Annotated in this window: 17 protein-coding genes; 5 read left to right on the top strand and 12 right to left on the bottom strand. The window is 39.8% G+C overall.

From position 1 onward, the window contains the following. Position 1 precedes the first annotated feature (1 nt). From nagB-II to WSC_RS0114680, 4 genes are all read right to left on the bottom strand, one after another. Positions 2 to 1,000 carry a glucosamine-6-phosphate deaminase NagB-II gene (nagB-II, locus tag WSC_RS0114695; protein WP_026016867.1) on the bottom strand — a complete coding sequence of 333 codons (999 nt, stop codon included), beginning with the start codon at positions 998 to 1,000 and terminating at the stop codon, positions 2 to 4. Next, positions 994 to 1,896, bottom strand: coding sequence for an N-acetylglucosamine kinase (gene nagK / locus WSC_RS0114690; protein ID WP_016956706.1), 903 nt, complete (start codon positions 1,894 to 1,896; stop codon positions 994 to 996). Before nagK ends, nagB-II begins: the two co-directional genes overlap by 7 nt. Positions 1,897 to 2,433: 537 nt before the next feature. Then, positions 2,434 to 5,079, bottom strand: coding sequence for a family 20 glycosylhydrolase (locus WSC_RS0114685; RefSeq protein ID WP_016956705.1), 2,646 nt, complete (start codon positions 5,077 to 5,079; stop codon positions 2,434 to 2,436). 241 nt (positions 5,080 to 5,320) lie between these two features. Then, positions 5,321 to 8,011: a TonB-dependent receptor gene (locus WSC_RS0114680; RefSeq protein WP_016956704.1), complete on the bottom strand. Its 2,691-nt coding sequence runs from the start codon at positions 8,009 to 8,011 to the stop codon at positions 5,321 to 5,323. Between the two features lie 326 nt (positions 8,012 to 8,337). Between WSC_RS0114680 and WSC_RS0114670 the strand changes: the two genes are divergently transcribed. After that, complete coding sequence (locus WSC_RS0114670; protein WP_016956702.1) at positions 8,338 to 9,354, top strand: LacI family DNA-binding transcriptional regulator; 1,017 nt, start codon at positions 8,338 to 8,340, stop codon at positions 9,352 to 9,354. A 639-nt stretch (positions 9,355 to 9,993) separates the two neighbouring features. Here WSC_RS0114670 and WSC_RS22985 read toward each other — a convergent pair. Continuing rightward, positions 9,994 to 11,514 carry a tryptophan halogenase family protein gene (locus WSC_RS22985; RefSeq protein ID WP_016956700.1) on the bottom strand — a complete coding sequence of 507 codons (1,521 nt, stop codon included), beginning with the start codon at positions 11,512 to 11,514 and terminating at the stop codon, positions 9,994 to 9,996. A gap of 205 nt (positions 11,515 to 11,719) precedes the next feature. Between WSC_RS22985 and coaD the strand changes: the two genes are divergently transcribed. Continuing rightward, positions 11,720 to 12,205, top strand: coding sequence for a pantetheine-phosphate adenylyltransferase (gene coaD, locus WSC_RS24665; protein ID WP_082196192.1), 486 nt, complete (start codon positions 11,720 to 11,722; stop codon positions 12,203 to 12,205). On the opposite strand, the gene WSC_RS0114655 is transcribed toward coaD, so the two are convergent. The 3 genes from WSC_RS0114655 to WSC_RS0114645 form a co-directional block, all read right to left on the bottom strand. Next, positions 12,114 to 12,902 carry an acyl-homoserine-lactone synthase gene (locus WSC_RS0114655; protein ID WP_016956699.1) on the bottom strand — a complete coding sequence of 263 codons (789 nt, stop codon included), beginning with the start codon at positions 12,900 to 12,902 and terminating at the stop codon, positions 12,114 to 12,116. The genes coaD and WSC_RS0114655 overlap by 92 nt on opposite strands. 115 nt (positions 12,903 to 13,017) lie before the next feature. Then, the gene (argA, locus tag WSC_RS0114650; protein WP_016956698.1) at positions 13,018 to 14,349 is read right to left on the bottom strand and encodes an amino-acid N-acetyltransferase; all 1,332 of its coding nucleotides are present in this window, start codon (positions 14,347 to 14,349) and stop codon (positions 13,018 to 13,020) included. A 93-nt stretch (positions 14,350 to 14,442) separates the two neighbouring features. Continuing rightward, complete coding sequence (locus tag WSC_RS0114645; RefSeq protein ID WP_026016866.1) at positions 14,443 to 16,371, bottom strand: alpha-amylase family glycosyl hydrolase; 1,929 nt, start codon at positions 16,369 to 16,371, stop codon at positions 14,443 to 14,445. Between the two features lie 289 nt (positions 16,372 to 16,660). Here WSC_RS0114645 and WSC_RS0114640 point away from each other — a divergent pair, with 289 nt between their 5' ends. Together WSC_RS0114640 and WSC_RS0114635 are read left to right on the top strand one after the other, a co-directional pair. Next, complete coding sequence (locus WSC_RS0114640) at positions 16,661 to 17,923, top strand: MFS transporter (protein ID WP_016956696.1); 1,263 nt, start codon at positions 16,661 to 16,663, stop codon at positions 17,921 to 17,923. A gap of 1 nt (position 17,924) precedes the next feature. After that, positions 17,925 to 18,890 (top strand): carbohydrate kinase family protein, encoded by a 966-nt coding sequence (locus tag WSC_RS0114635; protein WP_026016865.1) that lies wholly within the window; start codon positions 17,925 to 17,927, stop codon positions 18,888 to 18,890. A 55-nt stretch (positions 18,891 to 18,945) separates the two neighbouring features. On the opposite strand, the gene WSC_RS0114630 is transcribed toward WSC_RS0114635, so the two are convergent. The 4 genes from WSC_RS0114630 to WSC_RS0114605 all read right to left on the bottom strand — a co-directional run bounded on the left by WSC_RS0114630 (position 18,946) and on the right by WSC_RS0114605 (position 24,758). Then, entirely contained in the window at positions 18,946 to 19,956 is a 1,011-nt protein-coding gene (locus tag WSC_RS0114630; protein WP_016956694.1) for a LacI family DNA-binding transcriptional regulator, read from the bottom strand. Positions 19,957 to 20,056: 100 nt separating this feature from the next. Further along, positions 20,057 to 20,782 carry a L,D-transpeptidase family protein gene (locus WSC_RS0114625; RefSeq protein WP_016956693.1) on the bottom strand — a complete coding sequence of 242 codons (726 nt, stop codon included), beginning with the start codon at positions 20,780 to 20,782 and terminating at the stop codon, positions 20,057 to 20,059. Between the two features lie 1,859 nt (positions 20,783 to 22,641). Next, positions 22,642 to 23,874: a hypothetical protein gene (locus WSC_RS0114610; RefSeq protein ID WP_016956690.1), complete on the bottom strand. Its 1,233-nt coding sequence runs from the start codon at positions 23,872 to 23,874 to the stop codon at positions 22,642 to 22,644. Beyond that, positions 23,874 to 24,758, bottom strand: coding sequence for a ParA family protein (locus tag WSC_RS0114605; protein ID WP_016956689.1), 885 nt, complete (start codon positions 24,756 to 24,758; stop codon positions 23,874 to 23,876). Before WSC_RS0114605 ends, WSC_RS0114610 begins: the two co-directional genes overlap by 1 nt. A gap of 277 nt (positions 24,759 to 25,035) precedes the next feature. On the opposite strand from WSC_RS0114605, the gene WSC_RS0114600 reads away from it, so the two are divergent. After that, positions 25,036 to 26,127: a helix-turn-helix domain-containing protein gene (locus WSC_RS0114600; protein WP_016956688.1), complete on the top strand. Its 1,092-nt coding sequence runs from the start codon at positions 25,036 to 25,038 to the stop codon at positions 26,125 to 26,127. Positions 26,128 to 26,746: the final 619 nt, after the last annotated feature.

The following is a 26,746-nucleotide window of genomic DNA, read 5'->3' as shown; positions in this document are numbered from 1 at the left end:
TTTATTGGGTCCGTGTAACTTTATTTAATCCAACTGGCGCGTCTGGATTATAACCAAGCTCAACCGATACTGTTGCAATATCCACATAAAACTTTTGTAGCGCCAATAAAGGTGCAAGGCGTGGATGACAATCTTCAACCACTTGAGTTAAATGCATAATGCTTGAACCACGCTGGGCTAAATCAGCAATTTGTTGTTTGTGTAGCTCGCGGGTTTCGTCGTTAATATCTACTTCTAACGCGCGGATTTTTTTACCTGCCAAAGCAATTGGCCCATGTACGAACTCGGCACTGCTGTAACTTTCCGCGTGAATTGAACAGACTTCTTTAAGTTTAAGTGCAATTTCTCGACAGACCGCATAACCCAAACCTCGGCCTAAAACCACACAGTTTTCTAACTGTTTAAATTGGGGTGTCGTTAATTGTGCCGGCGATTGAATCACTTGCTCTAATTGCTGCGGTAGTTGCTCAAGCGCAGCAAACAAACTTTGGTTTTGTGTCCAATACGCAACTAATTGAGTAATTGCCGACAAAGTACATAAATAACTTTTAGTGGCTGCAACCGCTTTTTCTTCACCTGCGCCAAGTGGCAATAAATAATCAGAGCCAGTTGCTAATGGTGATGTTTCATCATTCACCAAAGCAACAGTTAATGCACCTGCTTTTTTCGCCATATCAAGCTGCGCCAAAATGTCTGGGCTGCGGCCAGATTGTGAGATAGACAATACCAAAGAGTCAGATAAATCTAGCTGTTTGTTATACACACTTGCGACCGAAGGCGCTGCGTGCGACACACTAATACCAGCTTCAATTTCAATTAAGTATTTAGCAAATACACCAGCGTGATCTGACGAGCCACGACCAATAATATAAACATATTTAGGTGGATTCTGACGCAAAATAGCGCCTAATTTTTCCGCTATTTCACGGTTGTTGTTAAGTTGAGCTGCGATGCGGCTAGGCGCTTCGCATGCTTCTTTTTCCATTATTGTGTTCATGATAAACCTCGGAAATGAACAGGATAATTAAGTTGGTTCAATGCAAAAAACACTGCACCGAAATCGGGTTGAAATATTGGAGCTTGAATGCTGCGCAGAATGTCTTTATCCAACCAAGGTTGAATACGTAAAGACACACCACCTATCATAGATAAACGCTCTGGCTGATGGCTTAAAAGCTGGCGAGCCAACGCAGATATTTGTGCTGCACCTTGTTGGATAATGTGAGTTGCGGCAGCGTCCCCTGCTTCAGCCGCATCAAACACAATGGGAGACAATTTTGCGTAATCGGCTGGGCGCGCGTTTAGCATAATTTCAGCGATATCAGTTGCGTTTTTACTGTTAAAAAAGCGCAAGATTTGTGGATTCATGCTGGTAGATTCAGCAACACCATCAAGCGAGCGCAAACAGTAGCGCAAAGCTTCAAAACCTATCCATGCACCACCACCATAATCACCCACAGGGAAACCATGGCCACCTAACAAAACTTGTTTTTGCTGGCTGCTGACTAAACCACAAGACCCTGTGCCAACAATAATGACCGCACCGTCTTGATTGTCGTTTGCGCCTAAACAAGCTATGTGCAAATCTGTGGTTAAAAAACGGCTTTTGAATGGATGTTGCCAAGCCATAACTTTTTCCGCGACTGTGTCTAAATTCACACCCGCTAAACCTAAACCTACATGGCAATCCGCCAAAGTGACATTAGGTAAGACAGCATCGTCAATTGCAGCTTGGCATGCATCTAAGATAGATTGCATTGCTGATTCAAAATGTCTGGCTGGGTTTGCAGGGCCTGCTAACCCTGTACCAATAAAACCCTGTTGGGTGCTATACAGTCGAGCACGACATTTTGTACCACCACCGTCAACACCGATAATAAATTCTTGATCCGCCACTGTGCTTCTCACCTATTTAACTGCTTGCCGCCAAAAAAATGACAGCGTTGTCATTTATTCTTTCAAACCTCTCCAACAATGTCAAAACATTTCTGGATAAAATTTATACTTTGTTAAAGTTTTATTTGTTAGTGATTGATTTATAGAATAAAAATAACTAACAAATTTAAGTTTGTTTGAAAGAGTTTTTTTACAAATTCCGGACTAAAGGAAACTGTGTACCAAAGACATGGCAGGGCTAGAATGTTCAGAGTATGGAAGAAGTACCAGAGCATAATTTTCGCCAAAACGCTCTGCACAACTTCGGCCTAGCAGCGCGAACCCATCAAAGAAATACTAGAGCGATAATTTAGAGCAAAACTTCAAACGTCTTGGACGACGTTTGCGAGCGTACAAGGACGTATTTACAGCGTTTTTGCGAAAATTATGCTCTCGTGTTTCTTCTGACAGCGCCTTGATTCCTCAAGCCTTTGCTTTACTGCTTTTAACTATTAAACACGTCTCTAAAACCCGACTTTTCCCTCTAATACAGAGTAACTAGTTAACCACTATAGTCCGACTATAAAACTGCCCAAGCGCAGACACAGCTCTAAGCTGAACTTCGCCTTTCACCGCCACCGGCTGGGTATAAGTCGACCAATTTTGTTCGGCCGTTCGATACTGCAACTGGGTTGTTGGGAAAATATGGTTCATATGCAAGTAGCCATCAACAATCTGCCCGCCCGGTGGTGCAACGCGATATTGCACGCCCAGTTCTTCTAATTTCGCTAATTGTTTAGGCACAGCCAGTGCAAACTGCTGCCAGTCAATAAGCTGCTGTTTTTGCTGAGTAAAATAACCAGACTCTGGGCTAAATATTCGCTTGGGCTGATAAGCCAATTCCCAATCAGCTTGGTGCCACGCACGTTCAGCTAATGCTAATAATCGCGGGAATAACATATAGTCGACGGTTTGATTTAACCGAGTGGTTTCACTCCACAAATGCGCTTGTAAACCTATGGCTCTTTTACCATTTATGATGCTAGATTCAGTGTCGTCGGCTGTATATGGCATGTTTTGTCTATCTGTCCATAACTCGGCCATCACAGGCACATTGTCCGGCATAAACTGGAATACTTTAAAGCTATTGGTATTACGTGACGCCCAGTAATAGCCGCGCTCATCTGGATGGCCTGCGTATGGGAAATCAAAATATGTTACATCAGGGTTTGATACCACTACATCCCAACCTTGGTTGATATGTTGGTGCGTGGTTTTGTGCCCATCCCAAAACAGCGTGCTCCACACATTACTATGAATAGATTTTGGCATTTTGCTCGCATCAGCATGCGATAAACCATCGCTCCAAGCTGCTGGTTGAATGCCTTTAGCCGCGATTATTTGTGTAACTTGCTCAACAAAATATTCGGTTAATTTAGTCAGTTCAACATCCTTGTTATCTTCAACAAACTGTTGGCATATAGGCGATTGCAACCATGCACCTTGGGTTTCATCTGCACCTAAATGGTATTTGTTTAACGGCACACCCGCCTGTTGATGCAATGCTTGTAGCTCAGTCAGCACTTTATCAACAAAATTCATTGCCGATGGCATACACACGTTAATGGTATTGTCGGTATAAAACTGTACAGATTCGTACTGGGTTTTGTCGGTAAAATCGCTTAATAAAAACTCTGTCGCTTTGGCCATATCACCTTGCGCGCTGTACTTTTTATATCTTAACTCCATAGCTTTAACCGCAGCGCGTGAATGGCCTGGCATATCAAATGATGGGATCACTTCTATAAAATGTTTGTCGGCAAACTGGAGTAATTCAATATATTCAGCTTGGCTAAAATAACCATTTACCTGTGTTTGTTTTTCAGGGCCAGAACCAAGTTGCGGTAATAAACAGTTTTCTTCAGTTAAATCAAAACAGCGATATGCACCTAATTCGGTTAGTTCTGGTAAACCTGCAATTTCCACGCGCCAGCCTTCGTCATCCGCTAGGTGTAAATGCAAGGTATTGAGTTTTAATTGTGCCATGGCACGAATAAGCTTTTTAACTTGTGCCCCACCATGAAAGTTGCGCGACAAATCTATGTGTAAACCGCGTAAATCATATCTTGGATAGTCGTAAATTTTTTGGCTGGTTATCGGCGCTAAGGTTTGGCTATCAATTAATGACGCTATTGACTGCAGTGCATAAAATGCCCCTTGTGCTTGCGCATATTCAATATCAATTTGATCTGCGGATATATTTAATTTGTACCCTTCATCCGCAAGTTTTGCATTATGAATAAAGTTAACTTCCGCACCTGACTTTTGCTGTGTAAAACCTTGCTCAGTTAAACGTGCGAACGCAGGCTGTAACTGTGAACTCAGCTCGTCGCTGATCTGTTTAAGCTGATAACCTTTAGTTAAATCTAATTCGCCGCTCTCTAATTCGCCACTTAACAGCTCTTGCTCGGCAACTGACGGGATAATTCGATTTGCTACTTTTGCTGAATCTATATCCGCATTGGCAGCTTGACGGTGTTGATTATCGGCAAATATTTGTTTTGCGTCTTCCCACTTAGTTTGATCTTGTTCAGTGCGCTTAAACTGGCTATCAATGTCAGTAATGCCTTGGACAAAAGGTAAAGTTTCTTGGCCTGTATATGGGTCTATCTCAGCTTTGGTTGAAACTATTGTATGAGCCTGTCCTTCCCCTCGCTCACTGCTGAAAGTGACAAAGTAGTTTGGCATTGGGTCAAAGTTAGATAAATGCCAGAAGTCAGCTTGAAAGCGCGCTTGATAAATTTCATTCGCAGCAAAACCCTGCCACTGCTTTGTTGGTGTTAGTTTGTGTAAATCACCATTGATGTGTTTAATATCAAACTCTTCGCTAAAATCTTGGCGAATAGGTGCAACATGGCTGAAATAAATAGCCCAGTTGTTATCGGTTAAATTGTACGGTAGTTGTAGGCTTATTTGCCCTTTAAAACAGGCACCACCAGCGTATTTTTGTTCGCACAATTCATCGGCGCGATTCGTTATTACTTGGTAGTTAACTTTAAGTTCTGCGGCAAATTTTGCAGCTGAGTTGTTTGCGGTTTGCTCTGCTTGTTGTTGCTGTTGATTTGCGTTTGTTGTTGATTCAGTTTGGGTTGTTGGCTGGCAGCCCAGCATCATTAAACTGATTAAACATAGTTGCCAACGCATAGTATCACCTCTTTGTTTGTCTCGGCGCTATATAAATGCCTCAGGGGCTGGGCATTTGGGGCGTTTATCGCTTGCTAGAATTGAGTATAGGCAATCGCTAGAGCATAATTTTCGCAAAAACGCTGTAAATACATCCTTGTACGCTCCCAAACGTCATCCATGACGTTTGAAGTTTTGCTCTAAATCATTGCTCTAACGCTTGCCTCGTCATACTTCAAACTCAACGCTAGTTGGTGTCGGCTTAAAACTTGAAGCTGGTGCTTAAGTAGAAGCTACGACCAAAGGTGTATAAACCAATTGGACGATACTTTTGCTCTTGGTAGTGGAATATCTCAGAGTCAGTTAAGTTCTGACCTTCTAAGGTTACACTCCAGTTATCATTTAAGTTGTAGCTTACAGAAGCATCTAACTGAGAGTATGCATCAGCGGTATTGGCGCTACCAAAAGTGAAGCCGGTTAAGTAACTGCTACGTTGGTTGTAAGCAACACGGGCAGATAATTTATCGTCTTCGTAGTAACCCGTTAGGTTATACGTGCGTTTTGAGTTCCCAGCCAATGCAATTGTTTCGCCATCGGCATTTTTGCCTTCAGCATCTGAGTAGGTGAAGTTAGCAATTACACCAAAGTTTTCACCAATTGGTGTTTGGAAGCTTAATTCAATACCTTTGTTTTTAGCGTCAGCACCGTTTTCAGGTTGAGTAACCGAAAAATCGCACATTTCGTTTGCTTCAACAACTCCGCTGTCGTCACAATCAAAACTTAATTCAACATCGTTAGTCGCATTAAAGATAAATGAATCAATCTTTTTGTGGAATACAGCCAATGACAACAAACTTTCTTCGGTGAAATACCATTCGAATGATAAATCCGCGTTAGTCGCATCATAAGGTTTTAACCCCGGGTTACCAAAAGTTGCAGTGAAGTTAGGACTAATACTTCGAGTACCAGCCATATCAGCGTAGTTAGCCCGCGACATAGTTTTAGATGCTGCAGCACGTACAACCATTTCATCAGCGAAACTATAAGATAAGTTTAGTGATGGTAATACATTACTGTAGCTCGATTTATCAGTTACCCATTCGCCGCTAGCGGTGTTATACGATGAAGAACTAACATCGGTATTCACCGCACGTAAACCAACATTACCTTTTAAATCGCCCATTTCGATATTCGCTTGCACATATGCAGCTTTAATATCTTCAGACAATTCGTAAATATTACCTATGTCTAATACAGGTTCAATCCCTGAAATAGCATCCGCAGCTTTGCGAATTTTGGCAATATCTATCATTGCATATTGCGTTAACGTCCCACTCGTTGCGACGCTACTGTGTAATTCAGGGGTCATAGCACCATCAAAATCACCTGGATTTTGTGCTTTTAACGAATCGTAATTTAACCCCTCGGTGGTCACACCATCTTGCGAATGATCTTTATCACGTACTTTAACACCCACCTCTACCGAACGGATAAAATCAGTGTCGAGTTCAAGTTTTAAGTCTGCTTGCGCATAAGTTTCTTTATCTTCTTCAGGACGAGAGTTCCAGCGATAATCACGGAATACAAAACCGTCGTAAGAGTCAGTCGGTTTACCATTTAGTTCTTCAGGGAATGAAAAATCAATTACACCATTGTCGTGAATTTTAATTTTTGAACCCGACGCATGGCCAAAGTTAACTAAATCTTCTCGGTCGTACCCACCACTTGCTTTAGTTGTACCGAGTTGGGCGTGTAGTAAAAAGTTATCGCCGTGGTAATTCATATCTAAATCTATTACTCGGGTTTTCAATGTTGATACACGCGATAAAGATTCATTCATTTGATTTAACTGATAATCACCATGACCATTTGCGCCAATGGTATATTCAGTTAACGCTGCAACACCGTCTGGGTCAGTAATTTGATAGTCTTCAATTTTCGCACATAAATCATAGTCTGATTCTGTGTTCCATGGTGTACAAGGCATGTATGCCGCCCAACCATGTGACGAAATATAGTTGTGGTTGGTATTGGTTTGTTTAAGCTCTGAATCCACTACGTTTAAGGTGAAGTCTAAGTCATCTGTCGGACGAATTTGTGCAGTTAAGTTTAACCCCAAACGATCACGCTCTTGCTCGAAATAAGCAGAGCCCATACCCCAGTTCCAAGAAGCTGTTTTACCTGTATGTGTGTCATAATCCCAACCAGGAATTGATTTGCCAACTGAACTTGCAGTATCAGCACGGGTTGCATCAAACCAACCGAATGCTTCCATACCATCACGGCGCTGTTCGCGGCCTTGATAAATTAATGAAGCAAGTACACCAAAGGTTTCGTTGTCGTTTTTCCAGCTATATAAAGCAGAGATTTGTGGATCAGTACTTTCTGTTTTGTCGTTGTAACGCACACCAGCTGAACCATATACTGTGTTTGCGTCTAAATCTAATGGTTTACGTGTACGTAAAATAACAGTACCACCAACCGCACCTTCATCAATTTTAGCTTCTGGTGATTTGTATACTTCTAATGCCGATACTAATTCTGATGGCAACAAACTAAAGTTAAAGCTACGCGATGAAGGCTCTAATGCCCACCATTTTGTAGTAGCTACTGCTTGGCCGTTTAATAAAGTGTTGTTTAACTGTGGTGCTGTACCACGAATTGACACTTTTTCACCTTCACCAAAATCACGGGTAATGGATACACCAGCGATACGCTGTAGAGATTCAGCGACGTTTTTGTCTGGGAATTTGCCAATGTCTTCAGCAGTAATTGCGTCAACAATGGTGTCTGAAAAACGTTTAGCGTTTAAGTTGGCTTTAGCGCTGGCACGAATACCTTTAACCGAGATAACCTCTGTTTCTGATTCTTCAGCCATAACAGGTTGAGAAAGACTAGCGAGTAAAGCTGTGCTTACTGCCAGGGTAATTGGTTTGAAAGTTAGCTTGTTCATGTTTGTTGCCTTGTTAGTTTAGTCTTAAGTGCTCGCAGCCAAATTATTCTACGACAATATGACAGCGTTGTCATATTAATACCAAACAAATGACAACGCTGTCAAACTATTTTATAATAAATATGTCATTTTTTATTCGAGTTTTGGCTGTATTTGCAGCAATCGCATCATAAAATTTGCCATTTGTTTAATAGAAATCAAAGATAACTGGTTTGGTTGTGAAAAAAATTTGTTTACTAGTGCAAACTGCTTTATTTTCACACTGAAATTACGAACCTGAGTTCAGGTTTAACTATAGTCCGGAATAATGGAATTGCTAAAAGCCTATGAAAGCTACGATTAACGACGTTGCCAAACTTGCTGGTGTTTCAATTAAAACTGTATCTCGTGTTATTAATAACGAGCCAGGTGTTCGCCAAAATACCATAGATAAAGTAACTGCAGCGGTAACTGAGTTAAATTACCAGCCAAATCAGTCGGCGCGTAGCTTGGCGGGCAATAAGTCGTATGTTGTCGGTTTTGTATACGATAATCCAAATGCTTATTACATTATTGATATGCAGCACGGTATTTTAGATGCATGTAAAAAACATCATTTTGAATTGTTGATCCACCCGGTTGATAGTAAATCGGACAACTTATTAAATGAGTTAAAAGACATGCTGCGTCAATCGCGTGTTTCTGGGTTAGTCCTGACCCCGCCTTTGTCAGAAATGACCGAAGTAACAGATATGCTCACCGAAACTGGCGTTAAGTTTGTCCGAGTTATTTCTGGTAAAAACCAAACTTTATCAACCCCTTGTGTGTTTATTGATGATAGAACCGCAGCTTTTAACATCACTAAACATTTGATTGAACAAGGCCATAATAAAATAGCCTTTTTTAGCGGTGAAGAAGTTCACCACTCGACAGGTGAGCGTTTAGCTGGATATTTAGATGCGTTAAAAGCGCATAATTTGGACTCGCGTGATGAGTGGATTTTTGCCGGTGAGTATTCATTTGAATCGGGTGTTGAAAATGGTAAAAAGCTAGTTGAGTTAACCGACAGACCAACAGCGGTTTTTGCTTGTAATGATGAAATTGCTGCGGGCACTTTGTTTGCCGCTCGTTTACAAGGGTTAGATGTACCTGCCGATTTAGCCATTGCTGGTTTTGAGGACAACCCCTTCTCGCGCCAAACTTGGCCGAAGTTAACCACGGCAGCACAGCCAACTAAAACTATCGCAAGTCAAGCTGCTGAGTTGTTGTTTAAACATTTGCGTTTACCGGCGAAAAAAGAGCAAGTTATTGAGAATTGTATGTTTGAACCTGAGTTGGTTGTTAGGGAAAGTACGAAACCTTAATTTTCGCTAAGCAGCGGTGGATCTGTCCAACTAAGCTCAGTAGAAGAGTAGTTTTCTAAAGTCGCTGTGAATCTGTGCAACTAAGTCCATTTGAAGCATAATTTTCTAAAAACGCTTTTCGCCAGTCCCTGGCCGCTCGCAAAAGGCATCCATGCCTTTTGAAGTTTTAGAAAATCAGCATTCAAACAGACTTCAATCAGGCAATGGAGTCGCGGTTGTTTTAGGCCATAAAAAAGCCAAGGCAGGTGAATGGATGTGTTGCGAGCAAAACTTCACAAAACATGGAAGTTTTGTGCGAGCGAGTCATGGACGGCCTTGAAGCGCTTTTGCGAGGAATACTCCATTTGCCTGCTGACTTCTCTGCCACCTAATTTGCAGCAACAAAATAGCTAGGATTGTTTTAAAGCCATAAAAATGCCGAGGCAGGTGAATGGATGTGTTGCGAGCAAAACTTCACAAAACATGGAAGTTTTGTGCGAGCGAGTCATGGACGACCCTGAAGCGCTTTTGCGAGGAATACTCCATTTGCCTGCTGACTTCTTTGCCACCTAAACTGCAGCACCAAAATAACGAGAGATGAGCCTGCCCGAATGCTGGTTTGCACCAAACGAGCAGCACTCTCCACTAACAACACAACAATCAGAGCCCCAATAATTGCACCTGACTCGGATGCCTATCAGGTTGCTGCTTGCAAAAGGCAGCCATTTGCGCTAACAACTGTTGCTGCGCGGGCGGGTTCGCCCCAACAAACGATTGCTGCGGTAAATGCCCCATACCATATACAACAAATCGGTAGTTAATCTGATTAAACAGCACACTTTTCTGAGCTAAAAAATCACTGCTTTCAATCACCTTGTGTTGCCACAAGTCCAGCCATGCAGCTAACTGAGGATCGCTATAACGCTGCGTTTGCCAAAAGCGCCAAAATTCACTGTCGTCTCTATCACTCAAAATATAATGCAATACAATAAACGACTTAAGGTCAGCATAAATATCGTTCAAGATTCGATTGTAGTGCTGCTGCATCAGCGACAAATTACCCGACTGTGTATACTCACCAAATAAACGCAAACCGGCTTCAATTAAATAAATACCTGTCGACTCCAAAGGTTCAATAAAACCCGACGATAAACCAATTGCGCAACAATTTCCTAGCCAACTTTGTTTTCTATGGCCAATACGCATTTTTAAACTTTTAAACTCTGCGTCGGTAGGCAAGTTAAGTGCTTGGCCAAGTTCGTCTGCTGCTTGTTCTTCTGTGCAAAACTGGCTGCTATATACGTATCCATTACCAATGCGGTTTTGTAAACCAATGCGCCAACGCCAACCATTCTTCATTGCTATCGCTTGCGTATGCAACGCAGGTGCTTGACCTTGTGGATATTGAGTTTGCACTGCCAAAGCACGATCACACGGTAGTTCACTCGACCAATCAACCCATTCATTTTCAGCGTTATCTTGATTATTTGAATGCAAAGCTTGCATCAACATAGCGCGAAAACCTGTGCAGTCAAAATACATATCCGCAGTTAAACGACCGACACTTGTGTCTATGCCGGTAACTTTTTTAACTCCGGCATCAATACTTACTTGCACTTGGGTAATGTCGGCAATTTGATGTTTCACCCCTCGTTGCACAGCGAGTTTTTTTAAATATTCAGCTAACTTGCCAGCATCAAAATGATAGGCATAAGGAATGGGCGCTTGGTAATCGGCCATTTCTGCAAATTTAGGCGCTTTGCCTCGTTTGGTTAAAAACGGCGAAATTGACACACTATGCGCGTAATCTTGCAGCTTATTAGTTTGGCTTAACCAACAATGGGCTAAGTCCATACCGTTTACTTCAGGAGTTTGAAAATCGAATGGGTGCCAATAACTGTGCATTTGGCCGTTTTGCGCTTTTTTCCAATTTATAAACTCAATGCCAAGTTTAAAAGTGGCGTCCGTCGCCTGCATAAACTCAGCTTCGTTAATGGATAACAGCTGTAAAAAATGCCGTATACCATGCACAGTTGCTTCGCCAACACCGACCGGTGGTTGAGCCGAGCTTTCAATAAGTTGAATATCAACCCTGTGCTCCACTCGGTTGTACAAATGGCTTAAATAAAGCGCTGTCATCCAGCCTGCAGTGCCACCACCACATATTAGAATGGATTGCATTCTTGCCTCGCATATTAGTCAAAACGGCTTAACTTTTAAGCAGTGTAACTGGCCACAGCAAAAATGACAACGCTATCATTCAAAGTTTTATCTGCTTGCTTGAGAGTGTTAGCGTCACAATAACTTAATCAAAGGTTGACCTTTAATCACTCCTTAGCCAAGATCTGCTTAAGCAAGATAAAATTCTAAAAACTAAGAGCAGAGCATGTCAATAACCGCAATTTACCCCGGTACTTTCGATCCTATAACCAATGGTCATTTAGATTTAATAGAACGCGCAAGCCGCATGTTCGACAAAATTATCGTTGGTGTGGCCAACAGCCCGAGCAAACAACCTTTGTTCGATTTAGCTGAACGAGTGGCACTAACCGAGCATGTTACCAGTCATTTGAGAAATGTAACTGTGATAGGTTTTAGTGGACTATTGGTTGATTTAGCCAAAAGCCAAAAAGCCAGTGTATTGGTTAGAGGAGTAAGAACAGTCGGTGATTTTGAATACGAGTTTCAACTTGCCAACGTTAACCGTAGTTTGTACCCAGCATTAGAAACCATATTTCTCGCGCCTAGCGAGAAAAACAGCTACATTTCTTCATCTATCGTTAAAGAGGTCGCTCGCCACGGGGGCACTGTTGCTCATTTTGTTGACGACTGGGTTGCCGCACAATTGCAGGACAAACTGAATCAGGGTTAACTCGACGCTCAAATTTTTCAGGGTACAAATACAAACCGATTTGATTAACAAACTGCGACATACGTAACGGTCGAGTTTGTTTACGTGTATGGGTGTCTACTCGATACAAATATTTATTCGACACTTTGCCATTACCACATGCAACTGAAGCCATATGTGGTGTTTGTTCTAACTTTAATCCCATGCGCGCTAGGGCTGAGCGCATTGAGTTTTCGATAAAAATGTATACATCATCAAATGAATTCTGTTCAATAATATGATTAATTGCCAATAACAAAGCATTGAATAAAAGCCCTGGTACTTTGTAGCCACTTACTTCTTGACGATATTGAGGATCGACTGCAACTCGGGAAATTTCAATATCACGTTTTTTCAGTTTTACATGCGGTAAATAAGTGGACAAGGGTAAGCGAGCCAGATTAGTTTTAACCACACGCATACAACCAACAATCTTGCCGGTCAGCTTGTGCTCAATTACACAGTGAATCGCATCACTATCGTATTCATCTGTTTCTAAACGCTTTTTTGCTAAGTTTGGGAAATAGCCGAGCTCTTCACAATAGATTTTATAGCGCAGTTTGAATATCTGCGGCATATCGTTTGCGCAGGCAAAACGAATCTTAAAAAATTGAAAAAACAAAGCTCCCGGTGAAATTTGAGGAGCTGTGATAACTTCGGAATGATCTATCTCAAGCATTTAGTAAGTTCCGTATAAATACCGCGTTAATCCGTCAACACTTTAAACTTAACATTTAAACCCACTTTAAATTACAAAAATGGATACAAAGATGACGATTTAACCGCTTATAGGACTACAAGTCAAATACCAAAATTTTCGAATTTCGTTGATAATTGTATAAAGCTTGTTTTTTACTTGGCAATTCATCAACTTGGCCAATTCTAAAACCTAGCTCCATAAACCAATGAATACTGCGCGTGGTTAATGCAAAAATTTGTTTGTAATTTCGCTGCCGCGCTTTGAGCATAATATGACGTAACATTGCCTGACCACGGTCCGCATCACGGTAATCAGGATGTACAGCTAAACACGCAAACTCGCCCATTTGTTCTGTTTCAAATGGGTAAAGTGCCGCACAACCTATGACTAAACCATCTCGTTCAATTAATACAAAGTGGTCAATTTCCATTTCTAACTGTTCGCGCGAACGGCGAACCAAAAGACCTTGTTCTTCAAGTGGACGAATTAAATCTAAAATACCACCAATATCGCTAATAGTTGCACTACGCAAACGTTCTGCTGGTTCAGTAACAATTTGCGTACCTATACCATCACGTGAGAAAAGCTCTTGCAGCAATGAACCATTAATTTGGTAACTGACCAAGTGACAGCGAGGTACACCAGCCCTTGCGGCGGTAATGGCTGCATTTAAAAATGCAATTTCGCCAGAACAGGCATCGGCATCTTCGCTAAGTTGTTGGATAATTTGCTCTGCATCGTTTGGTAATAACTCTGCTATGATTTCACCGTTTTCGTCTTGAATACCATTGCCTTCGGCAAAACCAATCATTTTGTCGGCTTTAAGTTTAATCGCGACTTGAGTGGCAATTTCTTCAGCCGTAAGGTTAAAACTTTCACCAGTTACAGATGCTGCTATCGGCCCTAAGAGCACTATGCCGTTACTATCTAACTGTCGTTTTATACCTTGCACATCAATACGGCGTACTTTACCCGTATGGTGATAATCCACCCCTTCATCGACACCTAAAGGTTGCGCAATGACAAAGTTACCGCTGATCACGTTTATTTGCGCACCTTGCATTGGTGTATTACCTAAACTCATAGAAAGACGCGCAGTAATATCCAACATCAATTCGCCAGCTACTTGTTTAATAGTTCGTAGTACAGAATCGTCAGTAATGCGTATGCGTTTATGATATTTACTGACTAGCCCAGCATCATCAACCGCTTTATTATTTTGTGGACGAGCGCCGTAAACCAGCACAACTTTAATACCTAAGCTATTAAGCAAAGCGATATCATTAATAATGTCTTTAAAGCCAGGCTGACCTATCGCCTCTCCACTTAACATAACCACAAACACTTTGCCGCGGTGGCTGTTCACATAAGGAGCGGATTGGCGAAAGCCATCTACCAGTTCAGTAGTACGTACGTATCTTTCCATTTGTCTCAGGGCGTTGTAAAACTTGCCCCTGTTATACCTAAAATGACGCTAAAAATATACACTAGCGGCTATAAATCAACTATTGAGCAAATATCATTCGCTTAGCAACCAGCGAAATTGATACGGTTTTAACACTGTTACTTGTGAATGAGCTAAATCCATTGTTTGTTGTTCAATCAAATCTAGCGGACGCATTGCAACATCTTGGATAAATTGATTATTAATCGCTTGCTCACGCTCGGTGAAATTAACTAACACCAATAATGTTTGGCCGTTTTTATGTTGACGTTTGAAGGCAAAAACATGCTGATTATTAGTGTAAATAATTTCGGTTGGCGCATCGCCAAATACAGCATACTGCTTTCTAATTTGAATAAGCTGAGCTAATCCGTCATATACTTGCTGTTCAACTGTGCCTTTTTGCTCAACCGCATCTAGCATAACTTGAGTGATTTTAGGTCTATTTACCCAACGCGCATCATGCTTTTTATGCTCATCGTTTAAATAACTATAGTCATTTAACGCTGCTAATTCATCCCCTTGATACAACAAAGGGATGCCACCAATACTGAGCAAAACACTATGCAGCAGCATAATGCGCTTAATCGCTTCTTCGACCGCAGCAGGATTATTCTGTTGTAGCGCTTGTTCTAAACCAACAAGTGACGCAAGTGACCCACACACACGGCAATCGCCCGTTTGTGGATTTTCTTGAAATGGCACGCCTGAAGCAAACGAGCCTTGGAATCGACCTGTATAAAATTGATTTAAAAATTGTCTATGATCATAACCATTTATACCTAAATAACCTGCATCACCATCATCAAAAGTCCAGCCAATATCATCGTGACATCGCGCATAATTCACCCAACTGCAATCAGGGCTAATTTTAAATCTATGTGATAGTGACTGAGTTAATAGACGAGTTTTACGTGTAGCTAAACTATTCCACAACAAGGCCATTAATAATGGATTATATGAAAGTTGGCACTCGTCTTTATCTATGTATTGAGCGACTTCATCTGGGTGAACAATTGCCTCAGATTTAAACAACACGCCCGGCGCTGCAATTTTTAAACAGCTATTAAAAGCTTGAATAAGCAGGTGTGCTTTTGGCTGACTTTCACAGCTGGTTCCCATTTGTTTCCAGATAAATGCCAATGCATCTAAGCGTAAAACATCACAGCCTATATTAGCTAAAAAGAGCATTTCACCAACAATGCCACGAAAAACGGATGGATTAGAATAATTTAAATCCCACTGAAAACTATTAAAGGTGGTCCATACCCATTTTTGCGTGTCTTCATTAAAGGTAAAACTACCACGGCGAACTTGTGGAAAAATTTCACGAATGGTTTGTTCGTATTGATTTGGCGTAGTTCTGTCATCAAACATGTAATAATACTGCTGATAAGTTTCGTCACCTTGTTTGGCCGCCAACGCCCACTCATGATCGTCTGCCGTATGGTTAAAAACAAAATCTAGCACTAAACTCATACCCGCTTTGTCTAACGCGGTCGCGAGTTTTTTCAATTGCTGCATTGTGCCCAAGTTGGGGGAAACTTGACGATAATCAGACACAGCATAACCACCGTCGTTATCCCCTTCCGGTGATTTATACAAAGGCATTAAATGCAAATAAGTAATACCTAATTTTTGGAAATATGGAATTTTCGTCTGTAAATCAACTAAATTTTCGGCGACTAAATCAACATAACAAGCCATCCCCAACATCTGTTCAGACTTAAACCAATGAGGATTGTCTAAACGTTTTTTATCTTTACGTTTTAACGCTAGGCTGCGCTGTTTAAATTGCTCGACCAGCAATTCGACTAGAGCTTGCAAATGGAAATGTAAGTCATAACGTTGCTCGTATACTTGCAGCATTTGGCTAAATAATTCAGGGAAGTACCTTTCCAACCTATCCTTAAATGCTTGTTGTTGCGTTTTTGCAATACCTTGCAAACTCACCTGCTCTAAAATACGAGCTAAACACAATTTGCTTTCTTGTTGAAGATTCATAGTAATTTTCCAATAACACCCAAGTAATAAGTTGGTCACCAACCTGCCTTGCAAATGTAATCGATTGTAATAAACATTACAACCGATTGCACAAAATATAAACTTTTCGCTAAAAACACTTGCAATCGGTTGCAACAACAATTTACAATCGATTGCAATAATGTTGAAAAAATGTCGTTGTTAAGTGAACTTTAGCCAAACTGGGTCTAAAGTTTACAAGACACAGTCAGTGTGCAAAACAATGTAGCTTTTTCTTACATTCAAAATTACTGATCAAGTGGAGCCGAGCATGACTCAAACCAATACACATAACCTAACGCTCATACGTTGGTTAACTTATTTAATGTTTATGATGTTTGCCATGACATCGGATTCAGTTGGCGAAATTATTAAAGAAGTCAAAATAGAGTTCGACATTAACAATACCCAAGCGAGCTTAATGCACACTTTATTTATGGTCGGCATAGCTGTATCAGGTTTGTTTTTAGGTTTTCTAGCCGACAAGTTTGGTCGAAAACAAGCAATCATTTTAGGTTTGGGCGGTTTTGCACTGTCTTGTTATCTCTTTTTAGTTGGTGATACTTTTCACTTTATTCTCGCGCTCATCACACTATCAGGCTTGTCTGTTGGGGTTTTTAAAACCGCTGCATTAGCTTTGATTGGTGATATTTCACGCTCAACTAAAGAACACACAGGCACTATGAATGGTGCCGAAGCCTTTTTTGGTGTTGGCGCTATCATTGGCCCACTGATTGTTGCTTATTTAATTAACAATGGTGCGCCTTGGATCTGGTTATATGTGCTGGCGGGCATTCTATGTACTTTATTAATGTTGCTTGCATGGAAAGTAAACTACCCTGCTTACCAAAAACCTGCAACAACTAACAACAAATCTAGCTTTTCCAACAGCTTAAAATTGCTCAAAGATCCTTATGCAATGGGTTTTTCTCTAGCCGCATTTTTGTATGTCGCCGCTGAAAGTGCCATCTACGTATGGATGCCAACTTATCTACTATGTGACGGTACAAGCAACTACGCCTGTTACTCATCTGACAATGCCAAAACACTCGCAATCTACTCAGTATCTATCTTTTTTACTCTACGAGCTTTGGGCCGATTTGTCGGTATTTGGATGATGCAACATTTCAATTGGGCTATGGTTCTTATGTTGTTTAGTTTTGTCATTGCCATTTGTTTTATTGCCGGCATAGTCGGTGGCAGAGAAATTGCGCTGTATACCTTTCCACTAACAGGTATCTTTATGTCGGTGATTTACCCTACCATCAATTCAAAAGGCATCAGTTGTTTCGCTAAACATGAACACGGCACAGTCGCAGGTTTTATCCTATTTTTTACCGCTTTAGGTGCGGCGGTTGGCCCACTAGTTATGGGCATAGTGAGTGATATGTATGGCGGCGATGCGCAGTATGGTTTTATTGTTGCAACCGTATTTACCAGTATTTTGTTTGTTGGCATGTTATTAAACTACCTATTTAATCCAACAGAAAAACAACTAGCCAAAATTGAAAAGTCTCAATATGGAGCCGCATAAAGTGTCACCACAATCAAATGTCGCTGTATTTGGCGAAGCATTAATCGACTTAATTGAACAAGCTGACGGTCAATTTAAACCTTTTATTGGTGGTTCACCTTTTAATGTTGCGTTGGCAATGGCTAGGTTTGGTTTAGCTAGCCATTACCTTGCGCCAATTTCTAGCGATGAAATGGGTCAGCGGATAAAAGCTTATGCAGAAAAAGAGCAAGTTATTCTGCCAACAAATATGAGTTCAAACCGTAATACTTCGTTAGCCCTGGTTTACAAAGATGCCGATGGCCAACCAGACTACAGTTTGTATCGCAATTTAGTTGCTGATTTAGACATATCGGCACAAAAGTTAACAGCTAATTTACCAAACGATCTGCAAGTGTTCCACACAGGATCACTGGCTTTGGTACCAGAGATGGCAACTACACTGACAGAAGTTTTTGGTTATTTAACTCATACAAACATTAACATCAGCATAGATGTTAATATGCGCAAATGCATTCCAGAACAAAAAGCGGCTTACATAAAAAGCGTTAAACAATTGATGCTGCACGCAACTTATTTAAAAGTGAGTGACGAAGATTTAGACGCACTTGGCGCCAACGGCGACTACCTTGCGTATTGCCAGCAACTACTGCAACAAGGTTGTATAAAATTAATCGCTTTTACCCAAGGGGCTGAGGGCGCCACCTTACTAACGGCTAAACAAAGCTGCTTTTTACCCTCGGTACCGCCACCAAAAGTCGCAGACACAGTAGGCGCAGGTGATACCTACTTTGCAGCCATGTTGGCCTACCTAGTTCGCAACCAATTAGTCTCAACTGATGCTAGCGAATTTACTCAAGCGCAGTTGAATAAAATTAATCGATTTGCCGCAATAGCCGCGTCAATCAATGTTTCACGCCACGGCTGCAACCCACCCAATTTTACAGAAGTTACCGAGTTTGCCCTGAGCCAAAACATGCTCGTTTAAGCATGTTTCCTTTACGCCTATGTTCATTGCGCACCGCAGACATAGGCGCTTTTTTCTAGTTTCGTTGTGTTGATTTACGTTCAATCAATTGTACGTCGGCTAAAGTATTTTCCACTTGTTTACCATTTATTAAACCCACCAAACAATCCACCAACTTATACGCACATTGGCGAATATCTTGGTTAATTGTTGATAAAGGGGGTGACGTACGCTCTGTAAAAGACAATCCATCGTAGCCGATAACAGCGACATCGCTTGGTACTTTTAAGCTGTGTTCTTGTAAACAAGACATAGCGCTCATCGCAATTAAATCACTACAGCAAACAATACCATCGACTTTAGGTTTTGCGTCTAAAAACGCGTTTATGACGTTTTTCGCCTTGTCAGTCACAAATGGTACAGTGATATCCAGTTCAGCGTTTATAGCAAGGCCTGCTTCGTTTAATGCGGCACAATATCCTTGATAACGCAATTCTGAATCAGCCGAAGCTTTGTCACCAAAAAACGCGATGTTTTTACAGCCCTTATTAATCAAATGTTGAGTCGCTTGTTTGCCACCTTGTTTATCATCTGTCGATACTAAGTGATATGTTTGTCCATGCGTTGGCACACCCCAAACCACCATAGGCAATTTGTCGCTCGCTAACTCATTTAATTGTTCATGTCCCTGCCCTTGGCCAATAACAATCAAACCTAATGATTGCCGATAAATTCGGCTATTACGAAAGGCAGCTGCATCTGTAATAGGTTCTTGACTCACCAACATATCCAGTTCCGATTTAGCTAAAGCTTCAAGTAAACTGGCGATCATCTCCATAAAAAATGGATCAAACGATTGTTGATTAACCAGAGGGTCTGTCATCATAACCACAGTTACAGTTTGCGACTGATTCAACCTAAAATTACGCGCAGCTTCGTTAATGACATAATTATGCTCTTGCGCTATTAGCTTAATTTTGTTTTTAGTCTGTTCGTTAACCAACGAACTGTCATTCAACGCTCGCGAGACTGTAGCGCGTGAAACCCCCGCCAAGTCAGCGATATGCTGCATATCAATTGAACTCACACTAAGCCTTTTTCTAACTTTGTACTTTGAGCGCTAAGCTTATAATTAACCTGCCCATGTTGCAATCGATTGTACAAATATCTTGCTAACAGCATTACGGTTAATTTGTAGCATCATCATATTGCTGAAAGTACTTGGTAAGATCCGAGTACAATATTTTGATCCAAGGCTTATTGTTGGGTGCTAGAGATAAGATACTAATTTTTCGAGGATCTTTAGGAACAATAGCAACTTTTACGTTGCTTATACCAATTTCAGAAACCAATACGAATAGCTCCTCAATGGCAGGGTCTCCCATCGCCAAGCAGCCTAGCGATACCGCTTTTCCATGTATAAAAATGTTAGTTCCAGGTTCGCGCCTCCCTTCTATTTCTGCATATTTAAGGTCAAACTGATTTGGATAATTGAGCTTCATTGATAAATGAAAGGCGCTGTTAGGGTTTAAATATTCAAGTATATAAAAGCCTTCAGGGACTTGTTTATCTCCCTCTCTAAGTTTGGGGCCTAATACTCCACTAGCCGCCTTTATCGGATATATTTTTACTAATTTTTCTCTTTTGCCATCACTTGCCCAGAGTTCTAGTATTTTTTCATCTTTAATTGCGAGCAAAGAAATGTTTTTAGGCGGAAATTCCAGCCCCACCTCATCAAAATGAGGAGTTAATCTAGATTTAGCATCAGCTCCATAATCAGCTACTACTTGTTCAACTGTGCTTTTTCCCATAATTTTTTGATATGCCGGAACCCACATAGGTCTAGCGTATAAATATAAAATTGGACTACCCACTAAAATTATAAGCAAGCTAATATAAATTATTTTTCTCATATAGGTTTCCGTGGTGCATAAGCTCCACCTTCAGCTTACTAAAAAGCAATAACAATTGTCGAGAAGAAAGCAAGCTGATGATCTAACTAGCCTAATGCATTGCGTGTTAAATAACATCCACATTTAACCGTTTAACCTGTCAAATACATAGAATAAGCGTACCATTAACTTATCATTGGTGCCTTGTAAAGTGCACAGCTATGTTATGTTCTGCTCAGAACAATTTGCTAATCACAACAGGTGTTCGTTTGAAACTTTCATTAACGGATATCTTTTTTCATTAGAAATAGTCTATCGGTAACTTGAGGAATAGTTTGCTGTTCGCAGTTCAATAAATTGTTACCTGTAACAATTTTATAAATAAAGTTTAAACCATGTCTCCCCTACTCTAACTCTGTGTAATTTTCGTTAGTAGAAACAAAGCATAGAATAATTTTGTGCGAGCTAGTAACCAAAATAACTATTCCTCACCAACGCCAGCCATTAATTTACTTAGTTGTGCATATTTTCAATTTCAATGTAAGTAATATTTAATTGTTGCCTTTACCTATCCATCCGCCAAACTTGTATGTGGCCCATCACGTACGGCATTTTTCAGTGGTATGTAACCGCACAACACAGGCACATATTTAAATGGCTCAGCTCCATGGCACACAATAGTTCAATTACAAAATGGCTTAACATTGCCCGAGCTGTGTAAATTTCAAGGCTACACAATTTTTGTTCACGGGAAGTTATTTCACGAGCTTTTGCAACAAGGTCGCGAACAATCAATTTGGGAGAACAAAGTAATTAAAACCGGCTTTGGCCCGTACTTATTGGCGCAAGAGCAGATCATGGATTCAACACAAAAAAACCACAAACATAATAATCCATTTTTATCGTGTGTGGTTTATGGCGCACTAACACACCTTGTACCGTTCCGAAACGTTTTTTGAATCGTACGAGACTGACAAGATTCTACTTCCACTAGGATATAAGTCAAAAATTTAATTGATGTGCCGCAACAAATTATTGAGTTGTTGAAAATTTGCAACGAACGCTGGAGAAATGCTCGAATGGACTAACCGAATAATTGGATGTACATTTTATATGAGTATCTAACAACAACCGCTTTTGCTCATTGGTATGTTAGCAGGGTTAGTCAAGCATTAGAGCAGAGTCAGTATAACGACAACACAATGCGCTGATATTATCCGATTATGGATTTCACCTTGGAGAAAAAGATCATCTAAAAAAGCGACACTTTCGGAAGAGTTGGCTCGCGTCCCAGCATTCCTGCGTATATCTGGCCACTCAAAAAATGGTAAATTGGTTTCGCAACCAGTTAGCTCAATTGACTTGTACCCTAGCCTAATTAAGTTAGCATGCCTTGGCAAAACCACAGATAATTAGATGGAATAGATTTGTCAGTATTTATAAATTCAAAATATCTGATTTTTAACTTCCTACAATTGCAACCTATTGTGAACAAATGTTTTCAGCACCTAGCAAACAACTCATACCCAAACTATTTGAAGATGCGAGATTTTATCCCTGCCTTTTACGAGCTTCACAGCGTTTCTATTGCAGTGTTACGTTAATTTGAAAGGTGTCTAGATTCCTGTATTTACATGCCTTGTACTAAAAACGCTTTGATAGCGGTGAAACATGCTTCTTCAAGTAGCTTGGGTATAAATTTAGATAGCAGCGAGGAGTTATTTTATCATGCTAAAGATCCACACGAGTTTGATAGTCTCGCACGAGACCGGAACTTTAATTCAGTATTAGAGAGTCTTACAGTTGGGTTACCAAAAATATGGTTAGAGTCGCTCGGCGGAAGCAAAGGATAAAAAAGGCCTCAAATGAGGCCTTTTTGTTTATGCATCTGTCATGATAGATTTAAGTTTTTCATGCAGCATTTGATGCTGCTTTTCCGGTTCAATCTGCTCATGTTCAATTTCTGGAAAAATCAGTTTAAATAAACCAGTAAAAGAGGCGGGTTCTTTGACAATTTTTGATAGCATTTTATTGGTTGTTTTAACTGATTTTGAATATGCCACAGCATCAATTTTACTACTTGGAGTTTTAGTCTCGTGCGAGACTTTTTCTTCTTCGCTATTATTTGACGATCCATATTCGTTCAACGCTTGATCTAATGCGTTAATAAAACGCGCTTCGTCTGATTCATATTCAGCCAAACCATCAATTAATTTAGAAATAGTTTCTAAACCAACTGACTCTAAAATCGCTGGGTTAGATTTTATTAAATCAATAACAGTGGGGCGTTTTAAAATTTTAATTAATTTAAAATACCAAGAGCGTGAAAGTTGTAGTTTTGCACGCATATCATCGGCAGAAGTATTTTTATCTTTTAAGAAAATATACAAGCGGTGCTGCGCTAATAATCGCTCAAACTTAGTTTCGGATTCTTTACTATTGTTTTCTGTATATAAGTCTAACAGCGAAGTCTCCGCTGTGACTTCTACTTCTATATCTTGTGAAGATTGCCAACCATCTACATAACCTAATGCAACAGCACGACGGTGACCACCACCTGTAATCAAATATTTTTGACCACGAATATGCATGGTTTTAATTTTATCTTGGAGTAGGGCACCGGCATTTATATTATCGGCAACTCTAAACACAGACTCTAAAAAACTTGATGCAATTTCGTTTAGTTTTTCATCCGCAATGTTAACCAAAGCAAAACCTTTGCCGACGAACACACCTTCATTTTCAGTGAGAGGGTAGAGTACTCGAATGTCTTGTACGAGACTTCTATCAACACCAAATGCTGAATAGTCTTCAGAAGAGTGACCTTCGATAAAAGAAAGAACTTCATTTTGTGGAACTTCACTAACCCATGAATCTAAAGAATCGATAGCTTGCTGCTGTGAAATAGTGTTCAAGTTATACTTACTAACAACGGAATCATTTACACGTCTGATAAGTGAAGTGGCAATTCGACTGTTTAACGGATTGAACAGCACATTGTTCAATACAGTCGTAGTAGATTTATTATTTTTAAAACGGCGACGAGTAGTATCCGCAACGACAGGCTCTTTACCGATAGAGTCAAAAGACCTTCTAGTTATTGCCCTTTTCACTATACAACCTCTTCAATTTCTAGTTTGTTGTAAATTTTTGCGACAAAATCTTTAACCATTTTGAATGTATCTTCTTGCTTCATATATTCAAAATTTTCTGGATCATCTGGCAATGATTCAAGTTCAAATGCAGTACGTTTGGTAAAAGCTTCTTCTTGAATGAGTGGCGCAGCACCCGGAATAGCTTTAAGTAAATCGTAACAAGTGCTCTCTTTTCTGTTAAAGCGTTTACTCACTTTATTAAGGAATAAACCAACAAAGTCGTGATCATGATTTCTGTATTGACGCGCAATATTTTGAATATCGCCTAAAACAGCAGGCACACCTTGTTCAACATTCCATATGTCTAAATTAACTGGCACGATGACTTGATCGGCAATTGCAATAGCTGCATGTGCTGCATATGTACGAGAGGGTGGGGTATCTATGATCATAACGTCATAGTCCTCTTCAACTAGTCGCACAAGACCTTTGAATTGTTGAATTACCGCAGATAAGGGTTCTTCAGAAATTTCATCACTCTTGAAGCGACCATTAAAAGTATCGATTCCACCGTCAGAAGGAACTACATTTAAATTTTCGATAATAGTCGGATATTCAATAAAATCATGACCGGCAAAAATGTCAGAGATACTGTAAGTACCACCATGTTCGCACAAAGGATTAGAGGGCAGTGGCCATTGTTCTGCTGTCTGATATTTGGTATCGGGTGATAAGTATTTTAAGAAATAATAGGTCGAGTTTTGTTGGCTATCTCCATCTACATACAAAACCCGTAGTGGTGCAATATCGTCTATTCCTCTAGCCAAATGTACAGCTAAGGTAGTTGCAGAGAATGTTTTGCCTACCCCGCCTTTTCTTGCTGCTACAGCGATTACTTTCATAATAGTTTCCTCAACTTACGCTATTTGTAAATGATAACGTCTATTTGTAACGCTGTACATCAATTTTTGGTCAGTCTCGTACGAGACTAACCAAAATTTTTATATACAGATCATTATGTAACTAATTGGGAACCTCTTATTAGATTGAGTTGGTTAAAGAACAAACAAACTATATTTATAGTCTCGTACGAGACTAAGCATATATTGAATGAACCTTAAATAGCAGATATTCTATTTACAAAAGAATAATCCTATTTTTAAAACCTAAGAAACAAACATGACATCTGAAATTGAATTACCTGAACTAGGAAAGCCTCCATACTTTTATACAACAACAAGTAATCTTACTGGACTAGATAAATTATTAAATAGTTCGCAAATACAACTATTGGCGGCGCTAACAATTAAAGATGAAAAACAAGCAATATTAAGTTGTGAAGAACTCGCGATTAAAATTTCGAGAAAGCCAGTTACAGTTAGGCACATTGCAAAATCGTTAGTATCGCTAGGTATTTTGAAAAGAGAAAAAGGCAAGGGTAGAGGTAATAAACCAGCAGATTTTTTTAGTTACGTTCAGCAGTCAAAAGACCAAGACACAAGTATAAAATCACAAAGACAAAATGTTGCCTCCAACTGGTTTTCACTATTTTTGCAATCAACAAACCGATTTGAATTTGAGCAAATGAATTTTTCTACAAATATGTTGGTTTATCTAAATGATGTCTATTTATATGTAGAAATATTGAGTGAACTCTACTCGCTAAAAACGCTTCAGGCGGAAATGATGGCTGATAGAGAATTATCGTCAGCTGATTTATACAATAACCAATTAAAGCTAACAACCAGCCAGTTTCAACATATTACCCAAAAAGACTTTGATGAAAAATTAACACGTCTATCTCAATATACATTTGGTATAAAAGCAGATAATAATCAGGCGAACAGTTATTTTCTGAAACTAGTAACTAAGGTTTTAAATGAGACAAATATAGAATTTGTCGTCGAATTTCCAATAGAGTTAATTTACAACATATTAGATTCGTCGTTAGTCATACTATTACCCAAGTTACTAGAACTAATCAAACAAGAAGAAAATCCAGCACTCAAGAGGTTATACACATTAATTGCATTAAATGTATGTATTAACGACACTCAAGTATTTGTTATCAAGCAAGCTAAAATAGATTTGTTACTACATGATATTGCACAATCCTATTTAGAAAGCTTTCACCTAACATTAAATAAAGGCATTGAAATCGAAGTTCCATCAGATAGTTTGTCCTCAAAACTAATGCATGAACTAAACATAACTATATCGCAAGGCCTAAAAGTTAAATTGGAACAAGACATTGTAATTTGGTCTTACTAACGTGGCCTAAAAAGCGACTTGTTCAATTAAAATACGTATTTGCAGCCACCAATAGAAATAAAAGCTTCACAAACTCGTTGGCTGTACCTGAAAAGTGGCCAAAAATACGAATGTTCACGTCAAAAAATTAATTTAAACTCAAATGCAGCCTAGAATTCCTTCAAATGAGGCCGAAATTACGACCTTAAAGATTATTTGCTCGTAAATTCGGCCACGTTTTATTTTTCATATCAAAAAATCGACCCTTCTAAATGCAAAATATCGTAAAAAAGGCCACGTAACTAATTAATGTGGCCATAAATACGACTTATTTTCGATTGTTCTCGTAAAAACGGCCACATTAAAATTGAATAACAACAGATTTGTTTAAAGAATAACCGTCTTTTAAATCTTTTATAAAAAATAAAAATTTTATCAATCACTTAAGATAGATAGATCTTTTTATATATATAAATAAATGGATCTGATCGATCTTTTTCCGCCTTAATAAAAACAATAACTTACGAATGTAAAGTGGCCTAAAATAATAGAAGGTGGCTGCAAATACGACATAAGGTGGCACTATATACGTATTAGGTGGCCGACTTTACTTGTGTATGTGGCAACAAATACGATTTAT

This window comes from Catenovulum agarivorans YM01, assembly GCF_000281085.1.
In the GTDB taxonomy this organism is placed as follows: domain Bacteria; phylum Pseudomonadota; class Gammaproteobacteria; order Enterobacterales; family Alteromonadaceae; genus Catenovulum; species Catenovulum agarivorans.
This window is presented reverse-complemented; position numbering and strand designations above follow the sequence as displayed.